At 64.1% G+C, this 20068-nt stretch carries 21 protein-coding genes; 11 read left to right on the top strand and 10 right to left on the bottom strand.

Annotated elements, in window-relative coordinates; genetic code table 11:
• Positions 1–74 precede the first annotated feature (74 nt).
• On the top strand, positions 75–533 hold the full coding sequence (locus GGQ88_RS13285) for a MarR family winged helix-turn-helix transcriptional regulator (protein WP_183613919.1): 459 nt from the start codon (positions 75–77) through the stop codon (positions 531–533).
• Entirely contained in the window at positions 530–1537 is a 1008-nt protein-coding gene (locus tag GGQ88_RS13280) for a fumarylacetoacetate hydrolase family protein (RefSeq protein ID WP_183613918.1), read from the top strand. Before GGQ88_RS13285 ends, GGQ88_RS13280 begins: the two co-directional genes overlap by 4 nt.
• Positions 1538–1613: 76 nt before the next feature.
• On the opposite strand, the gene GGQ88_RS13275 is transcribed toward GGQ88_RS13280, so the two are convergent.
• The 7 genes from GGQ88_RS13275 to GGQ88_RS13245 form a co-directional block, all read right to left on the bottom strand.
• On the bottom strand, positions 1614–2618 hold the full coding sequence (locus tag GGQ88_RS13275) for a type II secretion system F family protein (RefSeq protein ID WP_183613917.1): 1005 nt from the start codon (positions 2616–2618) through the stop codon (positions 1614–1616).
• A 16-nt stretch (positions 2619–2634) separates the two neighbouring features.
• The gene (locus GGQ88_RS13270) at positions 2635–3609 is read right to left on the bottom strand and encodes a type II secretion system F family protein (RefSeq protein WP_183613916.1); all 975 of its coding nucleotides are present in this window, start codon (positions 3607–3609) and stop codon (positions 2635–2637) included.
• Between the two features lie 54 nt (positions 3610–3663).
• Positions 3664–4938 (bottom strand): CpaE/TadZ family protein, encoded by a 1275-nt coding sequence (locus GGQ88_RS13265; protein ID WP_183613915.1) that lies wholly within the window; start codon positions 4936–4938, stop codon positions 3664–3666.
• 4 nt (positions 4939–4942) lie between these two features.
• On the bottom strand, positions 4943–5614 hold the full coding sequence (locus GGQ88_RS13260) for a CpaD family pilus assembly protein (RefSeq protein WP_183613914.1): 672 nt from the start codon (positions 5612–5614) through the stop codon (positions 4943–4945).
• 14 nt (positions 5615–5628) lie between these two features.
• The gene (locus GGQ88_RS13255) at positions 5629–7224 is read right to left on the bottom strand and encodes a type II and III secretion system protein family protein (RefSeq protein WP_183613913.1); all 1596 of its coding nucleotides are present in this window, start codon (positions 7222–7224) and stop codon (positions 5629–5631) included.
• Positions 7225–7270: 46 nt separating this feature from the next.
• Positions 7271–8299, bottom strand: a complete 1029-nt coding sequence (cpaB, locus tag GGQ88_RS13250; protein WP_183613912.1) for a Flp pilus assembly protein CpaB — start codon at positions 8297–8299, stop codon at positions 7271–7273.
• A gap of 72 nt (positions 8300–8371) precedes the next feature.
• Positions 8372–8860, bottom strand: a complete 489-nt coding sequence (locus tag GGQ88_RS13245; protein ID WP_246385960.1) for an A24 family peptidase — start codon at positions 8858–8860, stop codon at positions 8372–8374.
• 82 nt (positions 8861–8942) lie between these two features.
• On the opposite strand from GGQ88_RS13245, the gene GGQ88_RS13240 reads away from it, so the two are divergent.
• The 3 genes from GGQ88_RS13240 to GGQ88_RS13230 all read left to right on the top strand — a co-directional run bounded on the left by GGQ88_RS13240 (position 8943) and on the right by GGQ88_RS13230 (position 11293).
• Positions 8943–9935: an alpha/beta hydrolase gene (locus GGQ88_RS13240; protein WP_183614049.1), complete on the top strand. Its 993-nt coding sequence runs from the start codon at positions 8943–8945 to the stop codon at positions 9933–9935.
• Positions 9932–11035: an FAD-dependent oxidoreductase gene (locus tag GGQ88_RS13235; protein ID WP_183613911.1), complete on the top strand. Its 1104-nt coding sequence runs from the start codon at positions 9932–9934 to the stop codon at positions 11033–11035. Before GGQ88_RS13240 ends, GGQ88_RS13235 begins: the two co-directional genes overlap by 4 nt.
• Before the next feature lie 75 nt (positions 11036–11110).
• Positions 11111–11293 (top strand): YegP family protein, encoded by a 183-nt coding sequence (locus tag GGQ88_RS13230; protein WP_183613910.1) that lies wholly within the window; start codon positions 11111–11113, stop codon positions 11291–11293.
• A 373-nt stretch (positions 11294–11666) separates the two neighbouring features.
• On the opposite strand, the gene rnhA is transcribed toward GGQ88_RS13230, so the two are convergent.
• From rnhA to ispH, 3 genes are read right to left on the bottom strand one after another with little or no spacing between them, the layout of a single operon-like run.
• Entirely contained in the window at positions 11667–12098 is a 432-nt protein-coding gene (rnhA, locus tag GGQ88_RS13225; RefSeq protein ID WP_183613909.1) for a ribonuclease HI, read from the bottom strand.
• On the bottom strand, positions 12095–13081 hold the full coding sequence (gene thrB / locus GGQ88_RS13220) for a homoserine kinase (protein ID WP_183613908.1): 987 nt from the start codon (positions 13079–13081) through the stop codon (positions 12095–12097). The genes rnhA and thrB overlap by 4 nt, the downstream gene beginning before the upstream one ends.
• A 9-nt stretch (positions 13082–13090) precedes the next feature.
• Positions 13091–14059, bottom strand: a complete 969-nt coding sequence (ispH, locus tag GGQ88_RS13215) for a 4-hydroxy-3-methylbut-2-enyl diphosphate reductase (protein WP_183613907.1) — start codon at positions 14057–14059, stop codon at positions 13091–13093.
• 127 nt (positions 14060–14186) lie between these two features.
• Between ispH and GGQ88_RS13210 the strand changes: the two genes are divergently transcribed.
• The 6 genes from GGQ88_RS13210 to scpB all read left to right on the top strand — a co-directional run bounded on the left by GGQ88_RS13210 (position 14187) and on the right by scpB (position 20033).
• Positions 14187–14849 carry a hypothetical protein gene (locus GGQ88_RS13210; RefSeq protein ID WP_183613906.1) on the top strand — a complete coding sequence of 221 codons (663 nt, stop codon included), beginning with the start codon at positions 14187–14189 and terminating at the stop codon, positions 14847–14849.
• 53 nt (positions 14850–14902) lie between these two features.
• Complete coding sequence (gene argS / locus GGQ88_RS13205; protein WP_183613905.1) at positions 14903–16654, top strand: arginine--tRNA ligase; 1752 nt, start codon at positions 14903–14905, stop codon at positions 16652–16654.
• 30 nt (positions 16655–16684) lie between these two features.
• Positions 16685–17440, top strand: coding sequence for an SPOR domain-containing protein (locus tag GGQ88_RS13200; protein ID WP_183613904.1), 756 nt, complete (start codon positions 16685–16687; stop codon positions 17438–17440).
• A gap of 177 nt (positions 17441–17617) precedes the next feature.
• A complete protein-coding gene (nagZ, locus tag GGQ88_RS13195; RefSeq protein ID WP_183613903.1) occupies positions 17618–18634 on the top strand; it encodes a beta-N-acetylhexosaminidase in 1017 nt (338 codons plus the stop codon).
• 14 nt (positions 18635–18648) lie between these two features.
• Positions 18649–19431, top strand: a complete 783-nt coding sequence (locus GGQ88_RS13190) for a segregation and condensation protein A (protein ID WP_183614048.1) — start codon at positions 18649–18651, stop codon at positions 19429–19431.
• Positions 19428–20033 (top strand): SMC-Scp complex subunit ScpB, encoded by a 606-nt coding sequence (scpB, locus tag GGQ88_RS13185; protein ID WP_183613902.1) that lies wholly within the window; start codon positions 19428–19430, stop codon positions 20031–20033. The genes GGQ88_RS13190 and scpB overlap by 4 nt, the downstream gene beginning before the upstream one ends.
• The last annotated feature ends 35 nt before the right edge of the window (positions 20034–20068 follow it).

The following is a 20068-nucleotide window of genomic DNA, read 5'->3' as shown; positions in this document are numbered from 1 at the left end:
ATGGCTGCGCGCCGCCGCCGGTGACACAATATTTCCGTCTTGCACGCCCCTCTGGTTTCATGTGATACGATCTTATGCCAATGAATTCGACGCGTCTCGCAGACTTCATGCCCTACCGGATGGCGATCACCTCGAACGCGGTGAGCGGCCTTATCGCGGGCGAGTATCGCAGCGAATTCGGGCTGAAGATTCCCGAATGGCGGATCATGGCAGTGCTTGGCGATGCCGGATCGCTGACCCAGCGCGACCTTGTCCAGGCCACACTGATGGACAAGGTCGCCGTCAATCGCGCCTGCAAGGTGCTTGAGGAACGCGGATTCGTTCATCGCAGCCCGAACGAGCACGATGGCCGCTCGCACCATCTCGAGCTGACTACCAGCGGGCGCGACCTGCATGGCAAGATCTGGCCGCAGGCGGTTGAAACGTACGAGAAGATATTTTCCGCAATAACGCCCCGGGAACTTGAGAAGCTGCGGGCGATTCTGGACAAGCTGCTCAAGGCTGCACGCGCGATCGAAGGGGATGACAAGTGAGGTTGGCTTCCCTTCCGCAGGGCCGCGACGGCCGGTTGATCGTCGTGTCCGACGATCTGGCTTGGTACGCCGATGCCGATCACATCGTGCCGACGCTGCAGGGCCTGCTCGATGACTGGGACCGGCTCTATCCGCTGCTGGAATCTCTGGCGATCGAGCTCGCGCACGATGCCATTCCGCGCAAACGCTTCCACGAGCGTGAGGCCTGTGCTCCATTGCCGCGTGCCTATCAGTGGGCCGATGGCAGCGCCTACGTCAATCACGTCGAACTGGTGCGCAAAGCGCGCGGTGCAGAGCTTCCTGACAGCTTCTGGACCGACCCTTTGATGTACCAGGGCGGCAGCGACGACTTGCGCGGCGGTCGCGAACCCATCTGCCTGGCCGATGAAAGCTGGGGCTGCGATTTCGAAGCCGAGGTCGTCGTTGTGACCGGCGACGTGCCTCAGGGCGTAACGCCCGAGCAAGCGCTGGAATATGTGCGGCTCGTCGGGCTCGTCAATGACGTGTCGTTGCGCAACCTCATTCCGGGCGAACTCGCCAAAGGGTTCGGCTTCGTCCAGTCCAAGCCCGCCAGCCACTTCTCGCCGGTGTTCACGACGCCCGAGGCACTGGGCGAGGCGTGGGCGGGCGGCAAGCTGCGGCGCACGCTGATGGTCGATCTCAACGGCGAGCCGTTCGGGCGAATCGAGGCAGGCGAGGAGTGCACCTTCGACTTCGGCGTGCTGATCGCGCATCTTGCCAAAACGCGGAAGATTGGGGCAGGATCGATCATTGGTTCGGGCACGGTGTCCAATCGCGACGCCGATGGCTCACCCGGACGCCCTGTTGCGCAAGGCGGGCGCGGGTATGCCTGCATCGCCGAACAGCGGATGGTCGAGACGATCGCCAGCGGTGAGCCGCAAACACCCTTTCTCAAATGGGGCGACAGCGTGCGGATCGAGATGCGCGATGCCAAGGGCAAAAGCCTGTTCGGCGCCATCGACCACACCGTCACGCGTCCCTGATTTTATCCCGTAAGGCACAAAAAGGCCCGACAGGTGTGCAACCTGCCGGGCCTTTTTGCATGCGACGCGGATCGCGTCAGGTCTTGCGGTTGATCAGGCTGTCGGTGATCGAACAAGCGGCTGGCCCGAGGATCACGATGAACAGCACCGGAAGAATGAACAGGATCAGCGGGATGGTCATGATTGCGGGCAGGCGCGCGGCTTTTTCCTCGGCACGCATCATGCGTTCGTTGCGGAATTCGGCGGATAGCACGCGGAGCGCCGATGCCAGCGGGGTGCCGTAGCGCTCGGTCTGGATCATCGTCGTGACCACGCCCTTGACCGAGTCAAGATCGACGCGATAGGCGAGGTTTTCGAAAGCCTTGCGACGCTCGGTCAGGAACGCCAATTCGATCGCGGTCAACGAGAACTCGTCACCGAGTTCGGGATAGGCGCGGCCGAGTTCACGCGCGACGCGGCCGAATGCGGCATCTACGGTCAGGCCGGCTTCCGCGCAGATCACCAGCAGGTCGAGCGCATCGGGCAGGCCCTTGCGGATCGCGACGGTGCGCTTGTTCACAAGGTTCTGAACGAACAGGTCCGGTCCCTTGTAGCCAAGTACAAGCGTCACGGCGAAGCCCGCGAAGCGTTTGAACGAGCTCCATTCGGGGAAGGTGTCTGACCAGTAGAAGATTGCCGCGCCGAGCAAGCCGAACAGGATCGGGCCGACCATGCGGCCCAGAATGACCGCGACCGCCCACTCCTTTTTGCGGATGCCCGCCTGTGCCAGCTTCTGCTGCACGACGGACACCTGGCTGTCCTGCAGAACCTTGAGCGATTCGAGGAAGCCACGAATCTGATCTGTGGTCTGGCTGCGGTGCACGATGCTGGTGCGCTTGCGGGCGCTTGCCGTGACGATGCCGGCCTTCAACTGCTCGCGGCGCTCGTTGAGGGCCTTGACCCGCTTCGTCATCGGATCACGCACGGTGATGGCGGCATAGATTGCCAGCATCACGGCCATCGCTGCCACCGCGACGAGGATCGAGCCGACGAGGTAGACGTCAAAGCCGAGCAGGGTCGGTCCGGGCGGTGTTTTCATCATGTCGCCTGTCCCTCGCTCAGATTTCGAAGCTGATCATCTTGGACATGATGAATGCCCCGAGACCAAGCCAGATCAGGCCGCCAAGGCCCGTGACGATGAGGCGTTCGTCGATGAAGAACTTACCGAGATACGCAGGGTTGATCATGTAGATCAGCACGAAGACGATGAACGGCAACGCACCGACGATATAGGCCGAGGCTTTGGATTCAGAGCTCATCGCACCGATCTTGAGCTTCATCTGCGCGCGTTTGCGCAGCACGTCCGAAAGGTTCGATAGCGTTTCGGACAAGTTGCCGCCGGTTTCGCGCTGAATGGCCAGCGTGATGCAGAAGAAGTTGAATTCGGGCAGGTTCAGCCGGTCGGCGGTGTCCTGCAGGGCTTCGTCCATGGTCCGGCCGACCTTGATGCGGTCGGTCACCATCTTGAACTCCTCGCCGATCGGGCCGGGCAGTTCGGATGCAACGACGCCCAGCGTTTCGGTCACGGGCAGGCCCGATCGCAAACCGCGCACAAGCAGGTCGAGAGCGTCGGGCAGCCGCGTGACGAATGCAGCAATCCGCTTCTTGATCGCGCGATTGACCAGAAAGTGCGGCACGCCCCCGCCGATCAATATGCCTGCCCCGAGCCCAAGGAGCGCTGCTCCGGTCTTGATGTAGACAAGTACCATGATGGTCAGGGCCATCCCGCCGCTGACATAGAGATACTGCGCCAGCGTCCATTTCTTGCCGGTCCTGCGCAAGCGGAGTTCAAGCGCTTCGATCCGCGAATTCGATCCCGCGATCTGCATGACCCGCGGTTTGCGTGCGGCCAGGGTCTTGCGGTACTGCGCTTCGACCTTGTCGGTGGCGCTGTCGGAATGGCGGAAGCGGACCGATTGCAACCGGCGCCCGCCTTCCTTGGATGCCGATGGCCCCGACAGCGCAGCGTAGCCGAGCACCATCGCCAGCATCAGGCCGGTGGCCAGTATCAGCAGCTGGATCATGCTCGTCATTCTATTGCCTTCCTGTCACGCCACCAGTCGTCGCACCGCCCAAACCCGCCAAGTTCAGGCCGCTGCGCCAGCCTTTGCCTTGGGACCGAGCATCTTCTTCAGATCGAACTTCCCGAGCAGCGATGCCTTGCGGCCGTGCGCGTCCTTGTCGACGACGGTCGTGCCTTCTTCATTGACCGAACCGATCACCAGATCCGCGATGTCGCGGAGAACTCCGCCAGCCTTCGATGCGCGGTTGGCGGCAACGAATGTCTGGCCGAGCTTGGCCGCGTTCGAGGCACCCTTGATGTCGTAGGGCACCATGAAGTTGATCTTGCGTTCGATCGAGGCTTCGAAATCAGCCTTGCTGATCTCGTTCGCGCCTGGCTGAACCTTGGTCGCAACGATGATCGGGCGGGCGTGTTGCGCATTGGATTTCAGCCACGAAAGCAGGCGGATCGCGTCACGCGCGCCGGCCAGCGACAACTCGGTTGCCAGCACCACGACGTTCACATCGCTCAGCAGGTGTGGAAAGTTGATCAGCATGTTGCGCGGCATGTCGATGACCGTCATCTCGAACGCCTGGCGGAATTCTTCCTCCAGTTGCACGAATGCGCTGCCATCGGTCATCAGCGGCGAACTGATCGGCGCTTCGGCCGAAAGGATCGCCAGGTTGTCGTTGGCGCGGATCATCGCACGTTCGATGAACAGCCCGTCGATGCGGCTCGGATTGTCGATCGCATCGGTCAGCCCGCGGCCGGGCTCAAGGTCGAGCGTCAGCGCACCTGTGCCGAAGTGCACGTCGAGATCGAGCAGCGCGGTCGGCAGCTTGTGGTCGGTGCTGAACAGCCACGCGAGCGAAGTCGCCACTGTGGACGCACCCACGCCGCCGCGTGTTCCCACGACCGCCGTGGAGACGTGGCGTTTCACGGCCGACGCGTCATGGCTTTTAGGCGTGGTGAAGATCGTCTGCGCTTGGACAAGCGCATCGCGGATCTGACCGGGGTTGAGTGGCTTGAGCAGGTAGTCCTGAATGCCTGAGGCGATCAGGTCGCGGTAGAGGCGAACATCGTTGACCTGACCGACCGCGATGACGACGGTGCCCGGCTCGCAGACTTCGGCGAGCGCGTTGATGTCGTTGAGCGGATCGCCGCTTTCCGACAAATCGACCATCAGGATGTTGGGGCTGGCAGTGATCGAAAGCGACTGGATCGCGTTGCGGAGACCGCCGCGATTGCACTTTTCGGGTGCCCAGCCCATGTCGACGACAACCGGCCGCAGCATGTCGAGCGCGGTTTCGTCGCACATGAAGGCGGCAAAGGCGTCGCGGTTTGCGTTTTTCCAGCTCATGGCTTCAATTCCCGCCGCTCTGTGTATTGACGCTCTTGAGCCCACCTTCGCCGGTCGGCTTGGCGTTACGATAGCTGTCGATTGCCTTGGTGCCGCTCATCACGACGGTTTCGCCGCTGCCGGTCGCGCCCTGGACAAGGTGCTCCTTGTCGGCGACCATCGCGGCAAGGTTGCTGTTGATTGCGCAGCCGAAGTTTGATGTGGTCCGGTTGCTCATCGAGAAGTCGGATTTCGCCGACCAGTCGGGACAGCCGGGGACCGAAGCGGTCGCGCGGGTCACGATAATCCGGGTGCCCCCGGGGGCGACGTAGCCCGGTGTGATCGGGGCAGATTCGCCGACCATCAGGCCCCAGCGTGCGGCGACGCCTTCGATCGATGCAAACGTGGCCTTCGAATCCAGCGGATCATCGACCGCGATCCTGTCGCCGTATTTCAGGCCCAGGCTTTCGAACCAGCCCGCCAGACGGCGCTGCTCGGGGATCGAGAGACCACCGCCGGGGAGCGTCTCGACGTCGAGCACGTAGCGGTTGCGCTCGACGACCGGCTGGTGGACCGAGTCGAGCATGCGGTTGTTGCCTGCAGGGCCGGCGGCGCAGCCTGACAGCGCGACGGCTGCGGCAAGGACCAGCGCACTGGTGGTGCGGCGCAAGCGGATTTGGGTGAGTGTGTGGCGCATTGTGTGTCCCTCTCTCACTGGATGCTGAAGCCGGGCGCGGCGCTGGCGACCTTCTTGTCGCTGCGTCGGTCGCGGGGCTGTGCGGGGCCTGTCGGCGCGTCGAGCACGCCGACCTTGGGACCTGCCTGAACGGTGCCTTCCTTCTCGGTCGGCTTGGGACGATCGCCACCTGTCACGCCGTCGTGCTCCATGTTCCCGAGAAGACGCTGAATGTCGTTGGGGCTCTGGAAGCCATCGGTCGGCAGGACGATGTCGTTCGCATTGACCGGGTTCACCAGATACGGCGTGACGATGATGACCAGTTCGGTCTCGCCCTTCTTGTAGCTGGTCGAGCGGAACAGCGAGCCCAAGATCGGAATGTCGCCCGCGCCCGGCATCTTGGTCAGACCGTTCTGTGCGCTGTTGCTGAGCAGGCCTGCGATCATGAACGACTGACCAGAGCCAAGTTCGACGGTCGTTTCGGCACGGCGTACGGTCAGCGCAGGGATTTCGATGCTGTTGAGCTTGAGCGCGCCGGTGCTGGAAAGCTCGGACACCTCAGGGCGGACGCGGATCGAGATGCGTCCGTTGGCCAGCACCGTCGGGGTGTAGGCAAGGCTGACGCCGTACTTCTTGTATTCGATCGAGGTCGTGCCCAACCCCTGCGACACTGGGATCGGATATTCGCCACCCGCCAGAAATTCGGCTGTTTCGCCCGAAATCGCGGTGAGGTTGGGTTCCGAAAGCGTCGTGACCAAGCCGATCGTTTCGCCCGCATCAAGCGTGCCGAGCAAGTCGAGGCCAAGCAGCTTGCCCATGCCTGATATCGTGGTGGCCCCCGCGGCTGCAGCTACTGCAGTACCCGGCTTGAGTACCAGTCCGCTGGGATTGGATGCAGACACAGCGGCCGGGTCGAATGTGTACCCGCTTGGCGCGTTGCCGACGCCGAAGGGCAGGTTTGGATCGGTCGTGGCAAATGTCCCGAAGGGACGTCCCTGTCCGACACCGAACTTGATTCCGCCCGTACCGTCGATCGTGGTCAGGTTGCTGCCGATCGTGCGAACCAGCGAGCGGCTGACTTCGGCGAACTTGACGTGCAGGCTGACCTGCAGCGGCGTTGCCATCTTCAGGCGGCTGATCACGTTGGTCTTGTCGCCGACGAAGGCCTTGACCAGGCGCTCGGCTTCGGCAGCGTCTTCCGGCGCGCCGACCGTGCCGGTGAGCAGGACGGTGTTGTTCATCGTCGATACGTTAACGCGAGCCTCGGGCATGGCGAGGTGGAGCATCTGATCGATCGAGTCGAGGTTGTTGCCGACGCGGACGTTGGCCGACCACACCACATCGCCTTTGGCGTTGCTGGCATAGATCGTGGTCTCGCCCCCGGCCTTGCCGAACACGTAGAGCTGGTTGGCCGATTTGACCTGAACGTCGGCGACCTGGTCGTTGGCGACGAATACGTCGGCCATCCGTCCGGGGACGGTCACCAGTTCACCGCGACCGATCGAGATCGTCACATTGCGGGCCGGGCTGGTCACGCTCTGGGCGTGCAGCGCGCCGGTCACCGGGACCAGGGCTGCAGGCAGCGCGATCATCGCGGCCGTGATCAGCGATGTTGAGAGACGGCGTGTCATTGTGCTGCCCTTCGCAAGCGGGGTCTGTCGTGTGGTGCCGATCATGTCACTTGGCTCCCACTGAAACGTCGATGGTATCCTTGCCGCGGGTCACGCGGACAACGGGACCGCGCGGGACCATTGCGCCACCAGAGGCCATCTGCGGTGCAGGTGCCGGTCCGGAGTTCATCTGCGGAGCACCGCCGCCAGAGCCTGGCACCGGCACAGTCTTGCGCTGGAAGCGCGAGACGTCGCCGCCGGTCACGAAGCTGGCGTTGGTGCCTTCGATCGGACGGTTCAGCGCGTTCTTGAGGATGGCTTCTTCCTGCTGCTTGCTGACACCGGCCGGGATTTTGACATCGCCCGATGCAATCGCCTGTTCGAGTTCGGCCGAGTTGTCGGCGATCGAGCGCAGCGACAGGCTGATCGTGCCGATGGTCTGGGCGACTGCGACCTTCTCAGCGATCTTCGGGGTCACTTCGAGCGTGACCGTGCTGAAAGTGCGGACGCGGGTCTTGCCCTCGACCATTTCCTGTTCGGTCGACTGGTCGGTTGCCAGGACGCGCAAGTTCTTGAGGATCGTTTCCGAGGCCTTGAGCGCCATGCCTTCGCCGCCACCCTTGACGGTCTGGGTCAGCATCAGGTCGATGTGGTCGCCCGGGAAGACGAAGCCGGCAACGCCGGTGCGGGCCGATACCGGGATGGTGACGGCGCGCATGCCTGGGCCGAGCGCCGCAGCAAGGAAACCGCGGTCGCCGGGAGCGACGAGATTACCCTTGGTCAGGGGCTCACCGGCTGTCACCGGGTTGCGCACCACGGTGCCGAGCAGCTTCTGCATGTCCGCTTCGCCTTCAACGAAGTAGACATCCTGCACCATATCCTTGGGCCAGGCCTGGAAGTTCATGGAGTCTGCCGTGATGATCGTGCCGACCGGCAGGGCGCGCTGGGCCACGAGCACTTTGGGACCGAGCGGCATTTTTGCAGCGGCCTCGGCCTGAGGTGTCGATGCTCCGGCGAAAAGGCTCCTTGCTGCAAAGGCAGTGCCGATCGCGACGATCAGCGCCCCCACCAGCAACATCAGCTTCTTCTTGTCCATGACTACTTGTCCCGCCCTCTAAAGTCCGGCCCGCATCTGTCGGGCAAATTGGTTAAATTTCTGATATTGTGTTCATGCACCCGTAACCGAGCGCCATCCGGCCTCGAGAACCGGCGCCAGCGTGATCAGCCCGGAGCTGGCAATCGCCACGCCGTAGGGGATCTTCGCATCGCGCCTGCGGGTCACAGTGTAGTGCCACGCGGCGAACAGAATGGTCAGCAGGCCGCCGAGCAGCGACATCACCACCAGCAGCTTGAGGAAGGTCATCGGGGCCAGCCACAGCGCGAGCGCCGTCAGCAACTTGACGTCGCCACCACCCATCAGCTTGTAGGCGAATAGCCCTGCCAGAACGACGAGCGTGACAAGCGCGAGCGCAAGCTGGATCGCCACGTCCGGCCAGACCGACAGACCCTGCGCCCACCAGTAGACCGGCGCGCCGAGCGCGATGGCGGCGTTCAGCCAGTTGTCGATCTGGCGGCGACGGATATCGGTGAAGGCGGCAATGAGCAGCGCGATTGCCAATGCCCCGACCAGTCCGTAGATGAAGATGTTCCCCTGCATGTCATAGGGCATACGGGACAATCACTTACCAAACGGTAACCAAACCTTGGCGCGGATAAGCGTCATGCGGAGACGACGCGGGATGGATTTCGGCACGGTGAAGGCGGTGGACCGGCGCGCGATTCCCGCCTCAGCTACAGAAGGTTTCTGGACCGCTGCGGACAGCCAGCCGATCCGCCGCATCGACTGGCCCGGCGTGCCGGACGAGGACCCGCAAATACCTCCGCGCGGCTCGCTGCTGTTCCTGCCCGGGCGCGGAGACTTCTACGAGAAATATCTGGAATCGCTCGATTACTGGCATCGCGAAGGGTGGCGTGTCAGCGCGCTAGACTGGCGCGGGCAGGCTGGTTCGGGCAGGCTCACAGCCGATCCCTTGACTGGGCATATCAGCGACTTTTCGGTATGGCTCGATGATCTGGCTGCGTTCTGGAAAGACTGGATCGAAGCCACGCCAGCACCCCATGTGATCGTCGGCCATTCCATGGGCGGACACCTCGTCTTACGTGCTGTTGCGGAGCAGCGCATTAACCCTGTCGCGGTCGTGCTCAGCGCTCCGATGCTCGGATTCCTTACGCCGGGGCCGAATCGGCTGCTGCACAAGGTGGCGCAAACGATGTGCCGATTCGGTGATCCCGAACGTGTCGCCTGGAAGACCAGTGAGAAGCCCGGCACGAGCGTCGCCGCGCGCAGCACATTGCTCACTCACGACCTCGAACGGTACAACGACGAAACATACTGGAAGACCGCACGACCATTCCTCGGCATGGGACCGGGTAGCTGGCGGTGGGTCGAACGCGGCTATGCATCGATGCTCGAACTTGATCGGCCGGGCTTGCTCGAAGCGGTGGATGTGCCCGTGCTGCTGCTCGCCGCGCGTTTCGACGGGCTGGTTTCGTGGAAGGCGATCGAGCGCGCCGCCCGGCGCCTGCCGCGCGCGCAATTGATGACCTGGGGCCAGGAGGCGCGCCACGAACTGCTGCGCGAGGCTGATCCGGTGCGCGACAAGGTGCTGCAGACGATCGATGACTTCCTCGACCGCCTTGCGCCGCCCGTCGCTCAGGATGGTCCTTCGTGAGCGAAACGTTCGACGTCGCGATCATCGGCGCGGGTATGGCAGGCGCGAGCCTTGCCGCCGAATGCGCGCCCCACGCGCGCGTGTTGCTGGTCGAGGCGGAAGAGGCACCGGGATATCATACCACCGGCCGTTCGGCGGCGTTCTGGGAAGAGACCTACGGCGGGCCGGGGGTGTTCCCGCTGACCAAGGCATCCGGCACGTTCTTGCGCGAGGGTGGGTATCTTTCTCCGCGTGGCGGGCTGAACATCGGCAAAGCGCAGGACCGTGACAAGGTCAAAGCGTTTATCGCAAAGTTTCAGGCGCTGGGAGCCACGCTGCACCTGCAGGACCGCGCGGCCCTGGAAGCGCGGGTGCCGGGGTTGCGCCCTGACTGGATCATCGGCGCGTGGGAACCGCTATGCGCCGACATCGATGTGGCGGGGCTCCATCAGCATTACCTCAAGGCGGCAAAGCGCACAGGCACGGTGCTGCGCGTGCGGGCGCGGGTCGAGATCATCGAGCGCGAAGGGCAGGGTTGGCGGATCGCGTGGAACGGGGGCGAGGCCAAGGCCGCGATCCTCGCCAACGCCGCCGGGGCATGGGCCGATGAGGTTGCGACGCGGGCAGGTACCCGTGCGCTCGGCATCGCGCCATTGCGGCGGACGGTTGTTCAGTTGAGTACCGATCCCGCGCCTGACGATAGTCTTCCGCTGACGCTGGGGATCAACGAGGACTTCTACTTCAAGCCGCAAGGCGGGCGGCTGTGGCTGTCCCCGCATGACGAAATTCCCGACGTCGCACGCGATGCCGCGCCCGAGGAACTCGACGTCGCCATCGCCATCGACCGCTTCGAACAGGTCGTCGACTGGAAAATCGCCGCAGTCGAGCGCCGCTGGGCCGGCTTGCGCTCCTTCGCGCCGGATCGGCTGCCGGTCTATGGCTATGACGCTGACGTTGCAGGATTGTTCTGGTTCGCAGGCCAAGGCGGCTTCGGTATCCAGACCGCCCCTGCTGCCGCGCGCCTTGCCGCGCAACTTCTGCTCGGCCTGCCGCGCGACGACCTAACGGCTGACATCGACGCCACGGTCTACACGCCCGCGCGGTTTTCTACCGCCGGATAGGACCAGTTTGTTGCTGGCATCGCGTGGATCTCGTGATAGCCTCACACCGTCGATCTGTCTGGAGGAGAACCCGCGATGGCGCACCGTTTCGAAATCCGCAAGAACAAGTCCGGCGAATTCGTCGCCTACTTCTGCTACAACGCCGAGAGCATCTTCTGGACCGAAGGCTATTCGAGCAAGGCCGGCGCGAAGAATGCGATAGAGTCGATTTTGAAGAACGGGCCTGCGGCTGAGGTGGTGGATACGACGACGGGTTGAGCACCCCCATCCCAACGGATTAAACCTGCCATTATCGTCGCCCCGGACTTGATCCGGGGTGAGGCTCTTCTTTGCGGCCGACGTGAAAAGTGTTTTTTCGCGCAGAGACCGCAGAGACCGCAGAGAACGCAGAGAACTGCACGATCTCTGTCTTGTCGCTCTGCCTCTCCCTGCGAACATCGTTCTCTGCGCTCTTTGCGATCTCTGCGCGAAAAAGGGCAGCCTCACCCCGGGTCAAGCCCGGGGCGACGATGGGGGGAGGGGGATGCGACGATTTCGTAGGAGGGGATGCGACGATTTGGTGGGAGGGGATGCGACGACGAGGGGAAGCGGATGCGACCACGAGGGGCGGGTGGATAGGGGCCGATAGCCCTCAGGCCGCCACCGCCGCGTCGCTCGCCAGCTTGTCCACGCGTTCGTTCTCCGGATGCCCATCATGCCCTTTGACCCACACCCATTCGATCTTGTGCGGGCGGACGGCGTCGACGAGCGCGCGCCACAGGTCTTCGTTCTTGACCGGCTTGTTGTCGGCGGTCTTCCAGCCCTTTTTCTGCCAGCCGAAGATCCACTTGGTGATGCCGTCGAGCACGTATTTGCTATCGGTGTGGAGGGTGACCTTGCACGGCTCCTTTAGCGCTTCCAACGCGCGGATTGCGCCCATCAGTTCCATGCGGTTGTTGGTGGTCAGCTTCTCCGAGCCCGATAGTTCGCGCTCCTTGTCGCCGATGCGCAGCAGTGCGCCCCAGCCGCCCTTGCCGGGATTGCCCTTGCATGCGCCGTCGGTGAAGATTTCGACGTGCTTCATGCAAAGATGTCCTGATTGTCAGCGTAAAATTGCAGGCGGCGCGCGAAGGCCATCGGGTCCTTGCGCGTGACCAATGCGTCGGCAGGCGTGTTGAGCCAGTCGTAAGCGCGGGTCGCGGTAAAGCGCAGCGCCGCGCCTTGGGCAAGCAGAGGGAGGGCGGCGCGTTCCTGCGGTGACAGCGGGCGCAGCGATTCATAGCCTTCGAGAAGCGCGGACGACAGATCGGGCCGGAAGTTGCGCCCACTGTCGTCGAAACACCACGCCGCGTGAGTCACCGCGACATCGTAGGCGGTCAGGTCGTTGCAGGCGAAGTAGAAGTCGATCAGGCCGGTAACCCTGTCGCCCAGCATCAGCACGTTGTCGGGAAACAGATCGGCGTGGATCACCGATGTCGGCAGATCGGTCGGCCATGCGGCGGCAACTTGCGGCAGGTGTTCGGTGACAAGGCTCGCCAGGTGGGGATCAATCTGCGCCAAGCCATCCGCCCCGCACGCGTCGAACAGGCGCTGCCATTCGGCAAGGCCCATGGCGTTGTCGCGGGTGCCGGCAAAATCCGAAGCCGCCGTGTGCATCCCCGCCAGCGCCGCACCGACCGCGCGGGCCTGCGCCGGAGTGGGATCACTGACTGAAACGCCCGGCAGAAATTCGATCAGCGCCAACGCCTTGAGCTCTCCGTCAGGGTTGGGGCGCATTCGGTACAACGCGCCATCGCGGTCATGGATCGTGCGCGGCACCGGACAGCCCTTGGCGGCAAGGTGATCGAGCAGCGAGAGGAAGTAGGGCAGGTCGTCCAGTTCGATGCGGAATTCGTACATCGTCAGGATGAAGCGCGTGCCACCCGCGCCGTCGCCAGTCGTCTCGAGCAGCCAGTTGCTGTTCGAGACGCCCTCGGCGATGCCCTTGGCCGAAACCAGTTGCCCGACGTCGAACTCAGCGATGAGCGCGGCCATCGCCTCGGCACCGATCTGCGTATAAACTGCCACGACGCTTCCTCAGTCGATCAGCTGGCGGGGCAGCTTGAACACCATCTTTTCCTCGGCAGTGGTCACGGTTTCCTCGGTCACAGTGCGCAACTCACCGATCCGCTGGACCACCTCGCGCACCAGCACCTCGGGGGCCGATGCGCCTGCGGTCAAGCCCAGCGTCTTGACTCCGTCGAGCCACGCCGACTCGATCTCGTTCGCGCGCTGGATCAGGCGCGAGGGCGTCCCCAGCCGCTCGGCCACTTCGACCAGCCGCAGAGAATTGGAACTGTTGGGCGCACCGATCACCAGCAGCAGGTCGCAATCCTGCGCAATCGCCTTGACCGCCGCCTGCCGGTTGGAGGTCGCGTAACAGATGTCCTCGGCTTTCGGGCCGGTCATCTGCGGAAACCGCGCGCGCAGGGCGGCCACGATATCCGCCGTATCATCGACCGATAGCGTGGTCTGCGTCAGAAAAGCGAGCTGCGCGTCTTCTCCGAACGGCAGGGCCGCGACATCGTCCACCGTTTCGACCAGCGTGATCGCGCCTTCGGGCACCTGGCCCATCGTGCCGATCACTTCGGGATGGCCCTTGTGACCGATGAACAGGATGTGGCGTCCCGCTTCGACCTGACGCTCTGCCTGGCGATGGACCTTGCTGACCAGCGGACAGGTGGCGTCGAGCCAGTCGAGTCCGCGCGCGGTCGCGGTCTGCGGCACCAGCTTGGGCACGCCGTGTGCGGAAAACACCACCGGCGCGCCATCGGGAACTTCGGTCAATTCCTCGACGAACACCGCGCCCTTGGCCTTGAGGCCATCGACGACGAACTTGTTGTGCACGATTTCGTGCCGCACGTAGACCGGCGCGCCATAGCGTTCGATCGCCCGCTCGACGATCTCGATCGCGCGGTCGACGCCCGCACAGAAGCCGCGCGGTGCGGCGATGAGCAGGCGGAGCGAATCCCCCGACGGGGCACTTAATGGCAAGCTGGCGTTCATCGGGCGGCCCTTAGCAGCAAGCGCGCCGACCTGCCATTGCCGAAAAGCGTTGTGGTGGGTAGAGGTGGCCCGCAAAGCGGTGTTACGCCGCGAACGAACCTGCATTTTGCCCGAGGAATGACCGCCCATGATCGCATCCGCCCGCCGCCTCGCACTACTGGGCGCTCCGCTGGTCGTGGCGCTGGCGCTTTCGGCCTGTGGCGGCAAGCGTGGCGAACTGGTGGTTGACGATGCGGTCGGTGTTACTGCGCTGCGCGATCCGTGCCCGCGTGTCGGCGTGCCTGACTATACTGGCGACGTCACCATGTTTTCGGCTCCGGGACGCACCGATTCGGCTGCGATCGACATTGTCGCCTCGCTCACCAATGTCCGCGCGCAATGCACCGATGGCGAAAAGCTCTATTCGCAAGCAAGCTTCGACGTGCTGGCACGCCGCACCGACACACGTGGCGCGCGCCGTGTCGAACTGCCCTACTTCTCGACCGTGGTGCGTGGTGGCAACGTCGTCGTCGCCAAGCGCGTCGGCAAGGTCGTGCTCGAATTCGCCGACGGACAGGACCGCGCTTCGGCGAAGGGCCAGGCAGCAGCCTATGTCGAGAAGGCCGAGGCCGCACTGCCCGAAGAGATCGTCAAGCGCATCTCGCGCAAGCGCCGCCCCGGTGACGAGGATGCGGCGGTCGATCCGCTGTCGCAGCCCGACGTGAAGGCGGCGCTGGCCCGCGCCAACTTCGAGCTGCTGGTCGGCTTTCAGCTGACCGACGCGCAACTGCAGTACAACGTGCGCAGGTAAGCGGCGCATCATCCACCTTTCGCTTTCGCCCCAGTTCCGCTAACCGCGCGGCCATGACCGATGGCCCTATCAATCTCCATGCCGACTTCGCTCGGGTAATCGACGCTGCGCTCGAGGCGCTGGTAGCCGGGGGCACGCTGCCTGCCGGGCTGAACCGAGGCGCGGTGACCTGCGAGCCCCCGCGTGACCCCGCGCACGGCGACCTCTCGACCAACGCCGCGATGGTCCTGGCCAAGCCTGCGGGCACCAACCCGCGTGCGCTGGCCGCGCTGCTTGTTGCCGAACTTGAGAAGGAACCGCGCGTTGTCTCGGCTGAGATCGCCGGGCCGGGCTTTATCAACCTACGGCTGACCGACGATGCCTGGCGCGGTGAACTCGCGTTGATCGCCTCGGCGGGGGCGGACTACGGGCGTTCGACGATGGGTGGCGGCAAGGTCGTCAATATCGAATACGTCTCGGCCAATCCGACCGGACCGATGCACATGGGGCACTGCCGTGGCGCGGTGGTCGGCGACGCTCTGGCTGACCTGCTCGCCTACAGCGGGCACAAGGTGATCAAGGAATACTACGTCAACGATGCCGGCGCGCAGGTCGATGTGCTCGCGCGGTCGGCGCACATTCGTTACTGCGAGGCGCTCGGCCACGATGTCGGCGCGATCCCGGAAGGCTTGTATCCGGGCGACTATCTCGTGCCCGTCGGGCAGGTGCTGGCGGCCGAATTCGGCGACAAGTACGTCGATGCGCCGGAGGCCGATTGGCTACTGTTGTTCCGAGCTCGCGCGGTCGCGGCGATGATGGACATGATCCGCACCGATCTTGCCACGCTTGGTATCCGTCATGACCTGTTCTCGTCCGAGGCAGAGCTCCAGGCCTCGGGCAAGGTCGATGCGGCCGAGGCGTTCCTGCGCGCGCACGACCTGATTTACGACGGCGTGCTCGAAGCGCCAAAGGGCAAGACGATCGAGGATTGGGAAGCGGTTGAACTGCCTCTGTTTCGCTCGACCAAGTTCGGCGACGATCAGGACCGTCCGATCAAGAAGTCGAACGGGGCGTGGACGTACTTCGGCGCGGATCTGGCGTACCACTTCCAGAAGGCGCAGAACGCCGACGCCTTGGTTGACATCTGGGGTGCGGACCATGCCGGCACGGTCAAGCGGATCAAGGCTGCTGTCGCGGCGTTGACCAGCGCGGACGGTGCGGCTCCAAAGCCGTTCGAGGTCAAGCTGGTGCAGATGGTCCAGCTTCTCCGCGATGGCGAGCCGGTGAAGATGTCGAAGCGGTCGGGCAATTTCGTCACGCTGTCCGACGTGGTGGACGAAGTCGGCAAGGACGTCGTGCGCTTCACCATGCTGACGCGCAAGCCCGACGCGCAGATGGATTTCGACTTCGCCAAGGTGGTCGAGGCATCGAAGGACAACCCGGTGTTCTACGTGCAGTATGCCCACGCGCGGATCTGCCGTAACATCGCCAAGGGTGCCGCCGAGGGCTTTGCGCCATCGGCTGAAAACCTCGAGCTTCTGGGCGAGGAAGAGCTGGCGCTGGTCAAGCTGGCGGCGCAATTCCCGCGTATGGTCGAAGCCGCCGCCGTCGCGCGCGAGCCGCACCGGATCGCGTTCTATCTGAACGATCTCGCCTCGGGCTTCCACTCCTACTACAATCTGGGCAATGACCGGCCCGAGAAGCGGTTCATTGTGGCACATGACTCCGCATTGACTGCAGCGCGGCTTTTCCTTGCCGCGCAAATCGGGCAGGTAGTGAAGAATGGCCTTGCCGTGCTGGGTGTAGAAGCCGCGCAAGAGCTGTAATATCAGAGTTAACGGGGCAGGGTTACGCACATGAGCGGTCAAGACGATCAGAATTCCTGGGACGGTCAGGACAACGGCGCAGGCAAGCCCTTCGACGTGACGTCGGAAATGCATTCGGCAGCGGTCGACGGTACCGAAGTCGCGGGCGAGCGCCTGGCCTTGGGTGATGAAGAGCGTCTGCCTTGGCTCGAAAGCGTCGACGATGGCGAATACGACGAGGAAGGCAGCGGCTCGGGCCGCCTGATCGGCCTTGCCGTGATGGGCCTGATCGTGCTCGCCGCGCTGATCGGTGGCATCTGGTACGCTACCAATCGATCCAGCACGCCTGCCAACGCCGATGGCAGCCTGATCGAGGCGAGCAAGGAACCCTACAAGGTCGCGCCCAAGGATCCGGGCGGCAAGACCTTCGCCGGGACCGGAGATTCGAGCTTCAAGGTCAGCGAAGGCGACAAGCCTGCGGCAAACCTTGCCGGGTCGGCTTCGCCTGCACCTGCAGCCAGCCCTTCGGCCAAGCCCAGCGCGGGCGCACCTTCGGCTCCTGCTGTCACTGGCGGCGTCGGTGTCCAGATCGGTGCGTTTTCGTCCAACGCTTCGGCCGAAGCAGCCTGGAACAAGCTGACCGTCAATCACGAAGCGCTGAAGGGCCTGTCGCACCGCGTGGTCGAGGGCAAGGCTGATATCGGCACCGTCTATCGCCTGCAGGCGGTTTCGGCGGACCTCTCGTCAGCCAGCACGTTGTGCCAGAAGTTGCAGGCCGGCGGGCTCAAGTGCCAGGTCAAGCGCTAAGGTAAGGGCACAGCCTCACCCGGATCAAGTCCGGGGCGACGAGGAATATAGGTCAGGTCAAATTGGTTCGTCATCCCGGGCTTGACCCGGGATGAGGCGTTTCCTGCTTGAACCTTTTCCCCCGCCGTCCCTCGTGCCGCGCTTGCCAAAAAGCCGCAAATCCGCGATTCCAGCCCCATGCTTCCGGCGATTTTCGGGCTGTCCGGCCTGTCCTTGACTGACGACGAACGCGCGTTCTTCCGCGATGCCGATCCGGCGGGCTACATCCTGTTCGGGCGCAACGTCGAAAGCCGCGCGCAAGTTCGCGCGCTGACCGACGAACTGCGCGCGCTTCACGGACGGGCGCGCACCTTCATCTGCATCGACCAGGAAGGCGGCCGCGTTGCGCGGATGAAGCCGCCGGTGTGGGATGCCTACCCGCCGGGCGAACGCTTCGACCGCCTTTATGAAATCGCGCCCGCCAGCGCGATCGAGGCTGCGCGTCTCAATGGCCACGCGCTCGGTCTGGACCTTGCCGAGGCCGGAATCAGCGTCGATTGCCTGCCGTTGCTCGACGTTCGTCAGCCCGGCGCGCACGATGTGATCGGCGACCGCGCACTGGGCGCAGAGCCGATGCGCGTCGCAGCCCTTGGCCGCGCGACGCTCGATGGTCTTGCACGCGCAGGCGTCGCCGGCGTGGTCAAGCACATGCCCGGCCACGGCCGCGCGCTGGTCGACAGCCACAAGGAACTGCCTACCGTAACCGCCACAGCGGAGGACCTCGCGCTCGATCTTGCCCCCTTCCGCACGCTACGCCACGCAAGCATCGCGATGACCGCGCACGTCCGCTTCACCGCGTGGGACGCCGACAATCCGGCAACCCATTCCGCTTTCGTGATCGACGAGATCATCCGCAAGAGCATAGGCTTCGAAGGCCTTTTGCTCACGGACGATCTCGACATGCAGGCGCTTGGCGGCACTGTGCCCGAACGCGCGGCAAGAGCACAAATCGCAGGCTGCGACGTCGCGCTAAACTGCTGGGCCAAGATGGACGACATGGTCGGGATCGCCAAGGCGCTGTCGTCGATGACCGCGCGCACTGGGGAGCGACTGGAACGCGCGCTTGCACCGACCGCGTCGTTCGATGGACCTGCCGACATGTCCGACCAGCCAGTGCTTCTGGCCATGCGCGACCGACTTCTGGAACTGGCGTGATCGAAAGCGCGGCCATGCCCGCCCTGTTTTCAGGTGACGATGCGTGGGATGGCGTTGCTTCTGCAGATACCGGCGATGCCGCGCTCTATCTTGAGCTCGACGGCTGGGAAGGCCCGCTCGACCTGCTGCTCGATCTGGCGCGGCGGCAGAAGGTCGATCTGCGCAAGATCTCGATCCTCGAACTTGTCGATCAATATCTCGGCTACATCGAGCGAGCGAGCGCGCTGAAGCTCGAACTGGCGGCGGACTACCTCGTCATGGCGGCTTGGCTCGCCTACCTCAAGTCGCTGCTGCTCCTGCCGCGCGATCCCGACGTCCAGCCCAGCCCCGAGGAACTCGCGCTCAAGCTGCAATTGCGGCTGCAGCGCTTGGGCGCGATGCGCGAAGCTGGCGCGCGGCTGATGGCGCGCGATCGCGTTGGCCGTGACGTGTTCGTACGCGGCGCGCCCGAGGGCCTGCGCATCGAACGCAAATCCTTGTGGCAATGCGATACGTTTGCGCTGATCCAGGCCTATGGCGCGATCAGGCAGCGCAATCAGCCGGTCGTGCACATGGTCCGCGACCGTATGGTGATGACACTCGACGCAGCGCTGACCCGCGTTGCGCAATTGCTTGGCGTTGCGCTCGACTGGACCGATCTGCGCGCATTCCTCCCACCCGATTCCGATCCGGCCTTGCGCAAGTCAGCATTGGCATCGAGCTTCGTTGCGGCACTGGAACTCGCTAAACAGGGCAAAGCCGAACTCTCGCAGGCTCAAGCCTTCGCGCCGCTGATGCTCCGCCCGGTGCGAGCATGACCCCGCCAGACGAACTTTCCCGCGCGGTCGAGGCGACGCTGTTTGCTGCCGAGCAGCCGATGACCTTGCACGAGATTTCGGCGCATCTGGGCGGCGTGGATATCGGGCCGAGCATCGCGGCCTTGCAGGCGGATTATGCGGGGAGGGGGGTCCAACTGGTCGAGCGCGGCGGGTATTGGCATTTCCAGACCGCGCCCGATCTTGCGCACCTGCTCCGCCGCGACAGGCATGAGCCGCGGCGCCTGTCGCGCGCGGCGACCGAAGCACTGGCGATCATCGCCTATCATGAGCCCGTTAGCCGCGCCGAAATTGAGGCGATCCGGGGCGTGCAGACCGCCAAGGGCACGCTCGATGTGCTGCTCGAAGCCGGGTGGATTCGCATCGCGGGCCGCCGCGAGGTGCCGGGCCGCCCGACGATCTACGCGACGACGCCCGAATTTCTCACGCACTTCGGTCTGGAATCGCGGCGGGATCTGCCCGGAATCGATGAGTTGCGCGCGGCCGGGCTGCTGGACCCGGTGGACGATGCGTTTGCGGTCTTGACGGGAGGCGACGACGAGGACACGGGAACGGCTGATCCGCCTGATGATCAGGACGAATAAGGCCGCGACGTGCGATCTGCAGCAGGCTAAGGCTG

It is taken from the genome of Novosphingobium hassiacum (assembly GCF_014196055.1).
Lineage (GTDB): Bacteria > Pseudomonadota > Alphaproteobacteria > Sphingomonadales > Sphingomonadaceae > Novosphingobium > Novosphingobium hassiacum.
The sequence above is the reverse complement of the archived record's forward strand: the minus strand, read 5'-3'. Positions and strand labels throughout refer to the sequence as shown.

What these genes read in the sequence shown, in the direction of transcription:
- GGQ88_RS13285 (WP_183613919.1), top strand. Translation starts at nt 75, where the DNA reads ATGCCAATGAATTCGACGCGTCTCGCAGACTTCATGCCCTACCGGATG.
- GGQ88_RS13275 (WP_183613917.1), bottom strand. Translation starts at nt 2,618, where the DNA reads ATGATGAAAACACCGCCCGGACCGACCCTGCTCGGCTTTGACGTCTAC.
- GGQ88_RS13270 (WP_183613916.1), bottom strand. Translation starts at nt 3,609, where the DNA reads ATGACGAGCATGATCCAGCTGCTGATACTGGCCACCGGCCTGATGCTG.
- GGQ88_RS13265 (WP_183613915.1), bottom strand. Translation starts at nt 4,938, where the DNA reads ATGAGCTGGAAAAACGCAAACCGCGACGCCTTTGCCGCCTTCATGTGC.
- GGQ88_RS13260 (WP_183613914.1), bottom strand. Translation starts at nt 5,614, where the DNA reads ATGCGCCACACACTCACCCAAATCCGCTTGCGCCGCACCACCAGTGCG.
- GGQ88_RS13255 (WP_183613913.1), bottom strand. Translation starts at nt 7,224, where the DNA reads ATGACACGCCGTCTCTCAACATCGCTGATCACGGCCGCGATGATCGCG.
- cpaB (WP_183613912.1), bottom strand. Translation starts at nt 8,299, where the DNA reads ATGGACAAGAAGAAGCTGATGTTGCTGGTGGGGGCGCTGATCGTCGCG.
- GGQ88_RS13245 (WP_246385960.1), bottom strand. Translation starts at nt 8,860, where the DNA reads ATGCAGGGGAACATCTTCATCTACGGACTGGTCGGGGCATTGGCAATC.
- GGQ88_RS13240 (WP_183614049.1), top strand. Translation starts at nt 8,943, where the DNA reads ATGGATTTCGGCACGGTGAAGGCGGTGGACCGGCGCGCGATTCCCGCC.
- GGQ88_RS13230 (WP_183613910.1), top strand. Translation starts at nt 11,111, where the DNA reads ATGGCGCACCGTTTCGAAATCCGCAAGAACAAGTCCGGCGAATTCGTC.
- rnhA (WP_183613909.1), bottom strand. Translation starts at nt 12,098, where the DNA reads ATGAAGCACGTCGAAATCTTCACCGACGGCGCATGCAAGGGCAATCCC.
- ispH (WP_183613907.1), bottom strand. Translation starts at nt 14,059, where the DNA reads ATGAACGCCAGCTTGCCATTAAGTGCCCCGTCGGGGGATTCGCTCCGC.
- GGQ88_RS13210 (WP_183613906.1), top strand. Translation starts at nt 14,187, where the DNA reads ATGATCGCATCCGCCCGCCGCCTCGCACTACTGGGCGCTCCGCTGGTC.
- argS (WP_183613905.1), top strand. Translation starts at nt 14,903, where the DNA reads ATGACCGATGGCCCTATCAATCTCCATGCCGACTTCGCTCGGGTAATC.
- GGQ88_RS13200 (WP_183613904.1), top strand. Translation starts at nt 16,685, where the DNA reads ATGAGCGGTCAAGACGATCAGAATTCCTGGGACGGTCAGGACAACGGC.
- nagZ (WP_183613903.1), top strand. Translation starts at nt 17,618, where the DNA reads ATGCTTCCGGCGATTTTCGGGCTGTCCGGCCTGTCCTTGACTGACGAC.
- GGQ88_RS13190 (WP_183614048.1), top strand. Translation starts at nt 18,649, where the DNA reads ATGCCCGCCCTGTTTTCAGGTGACGATGCGTGGGATGGCGTTGCTTCT.
- scpB (WP_183613902.1), top strand. Translation starts at nt 19,428, where the DNA reads ATGACCCCGCCAGACGAACTTTCCCGCGCGGTCGAGGCGACGCTGTTT.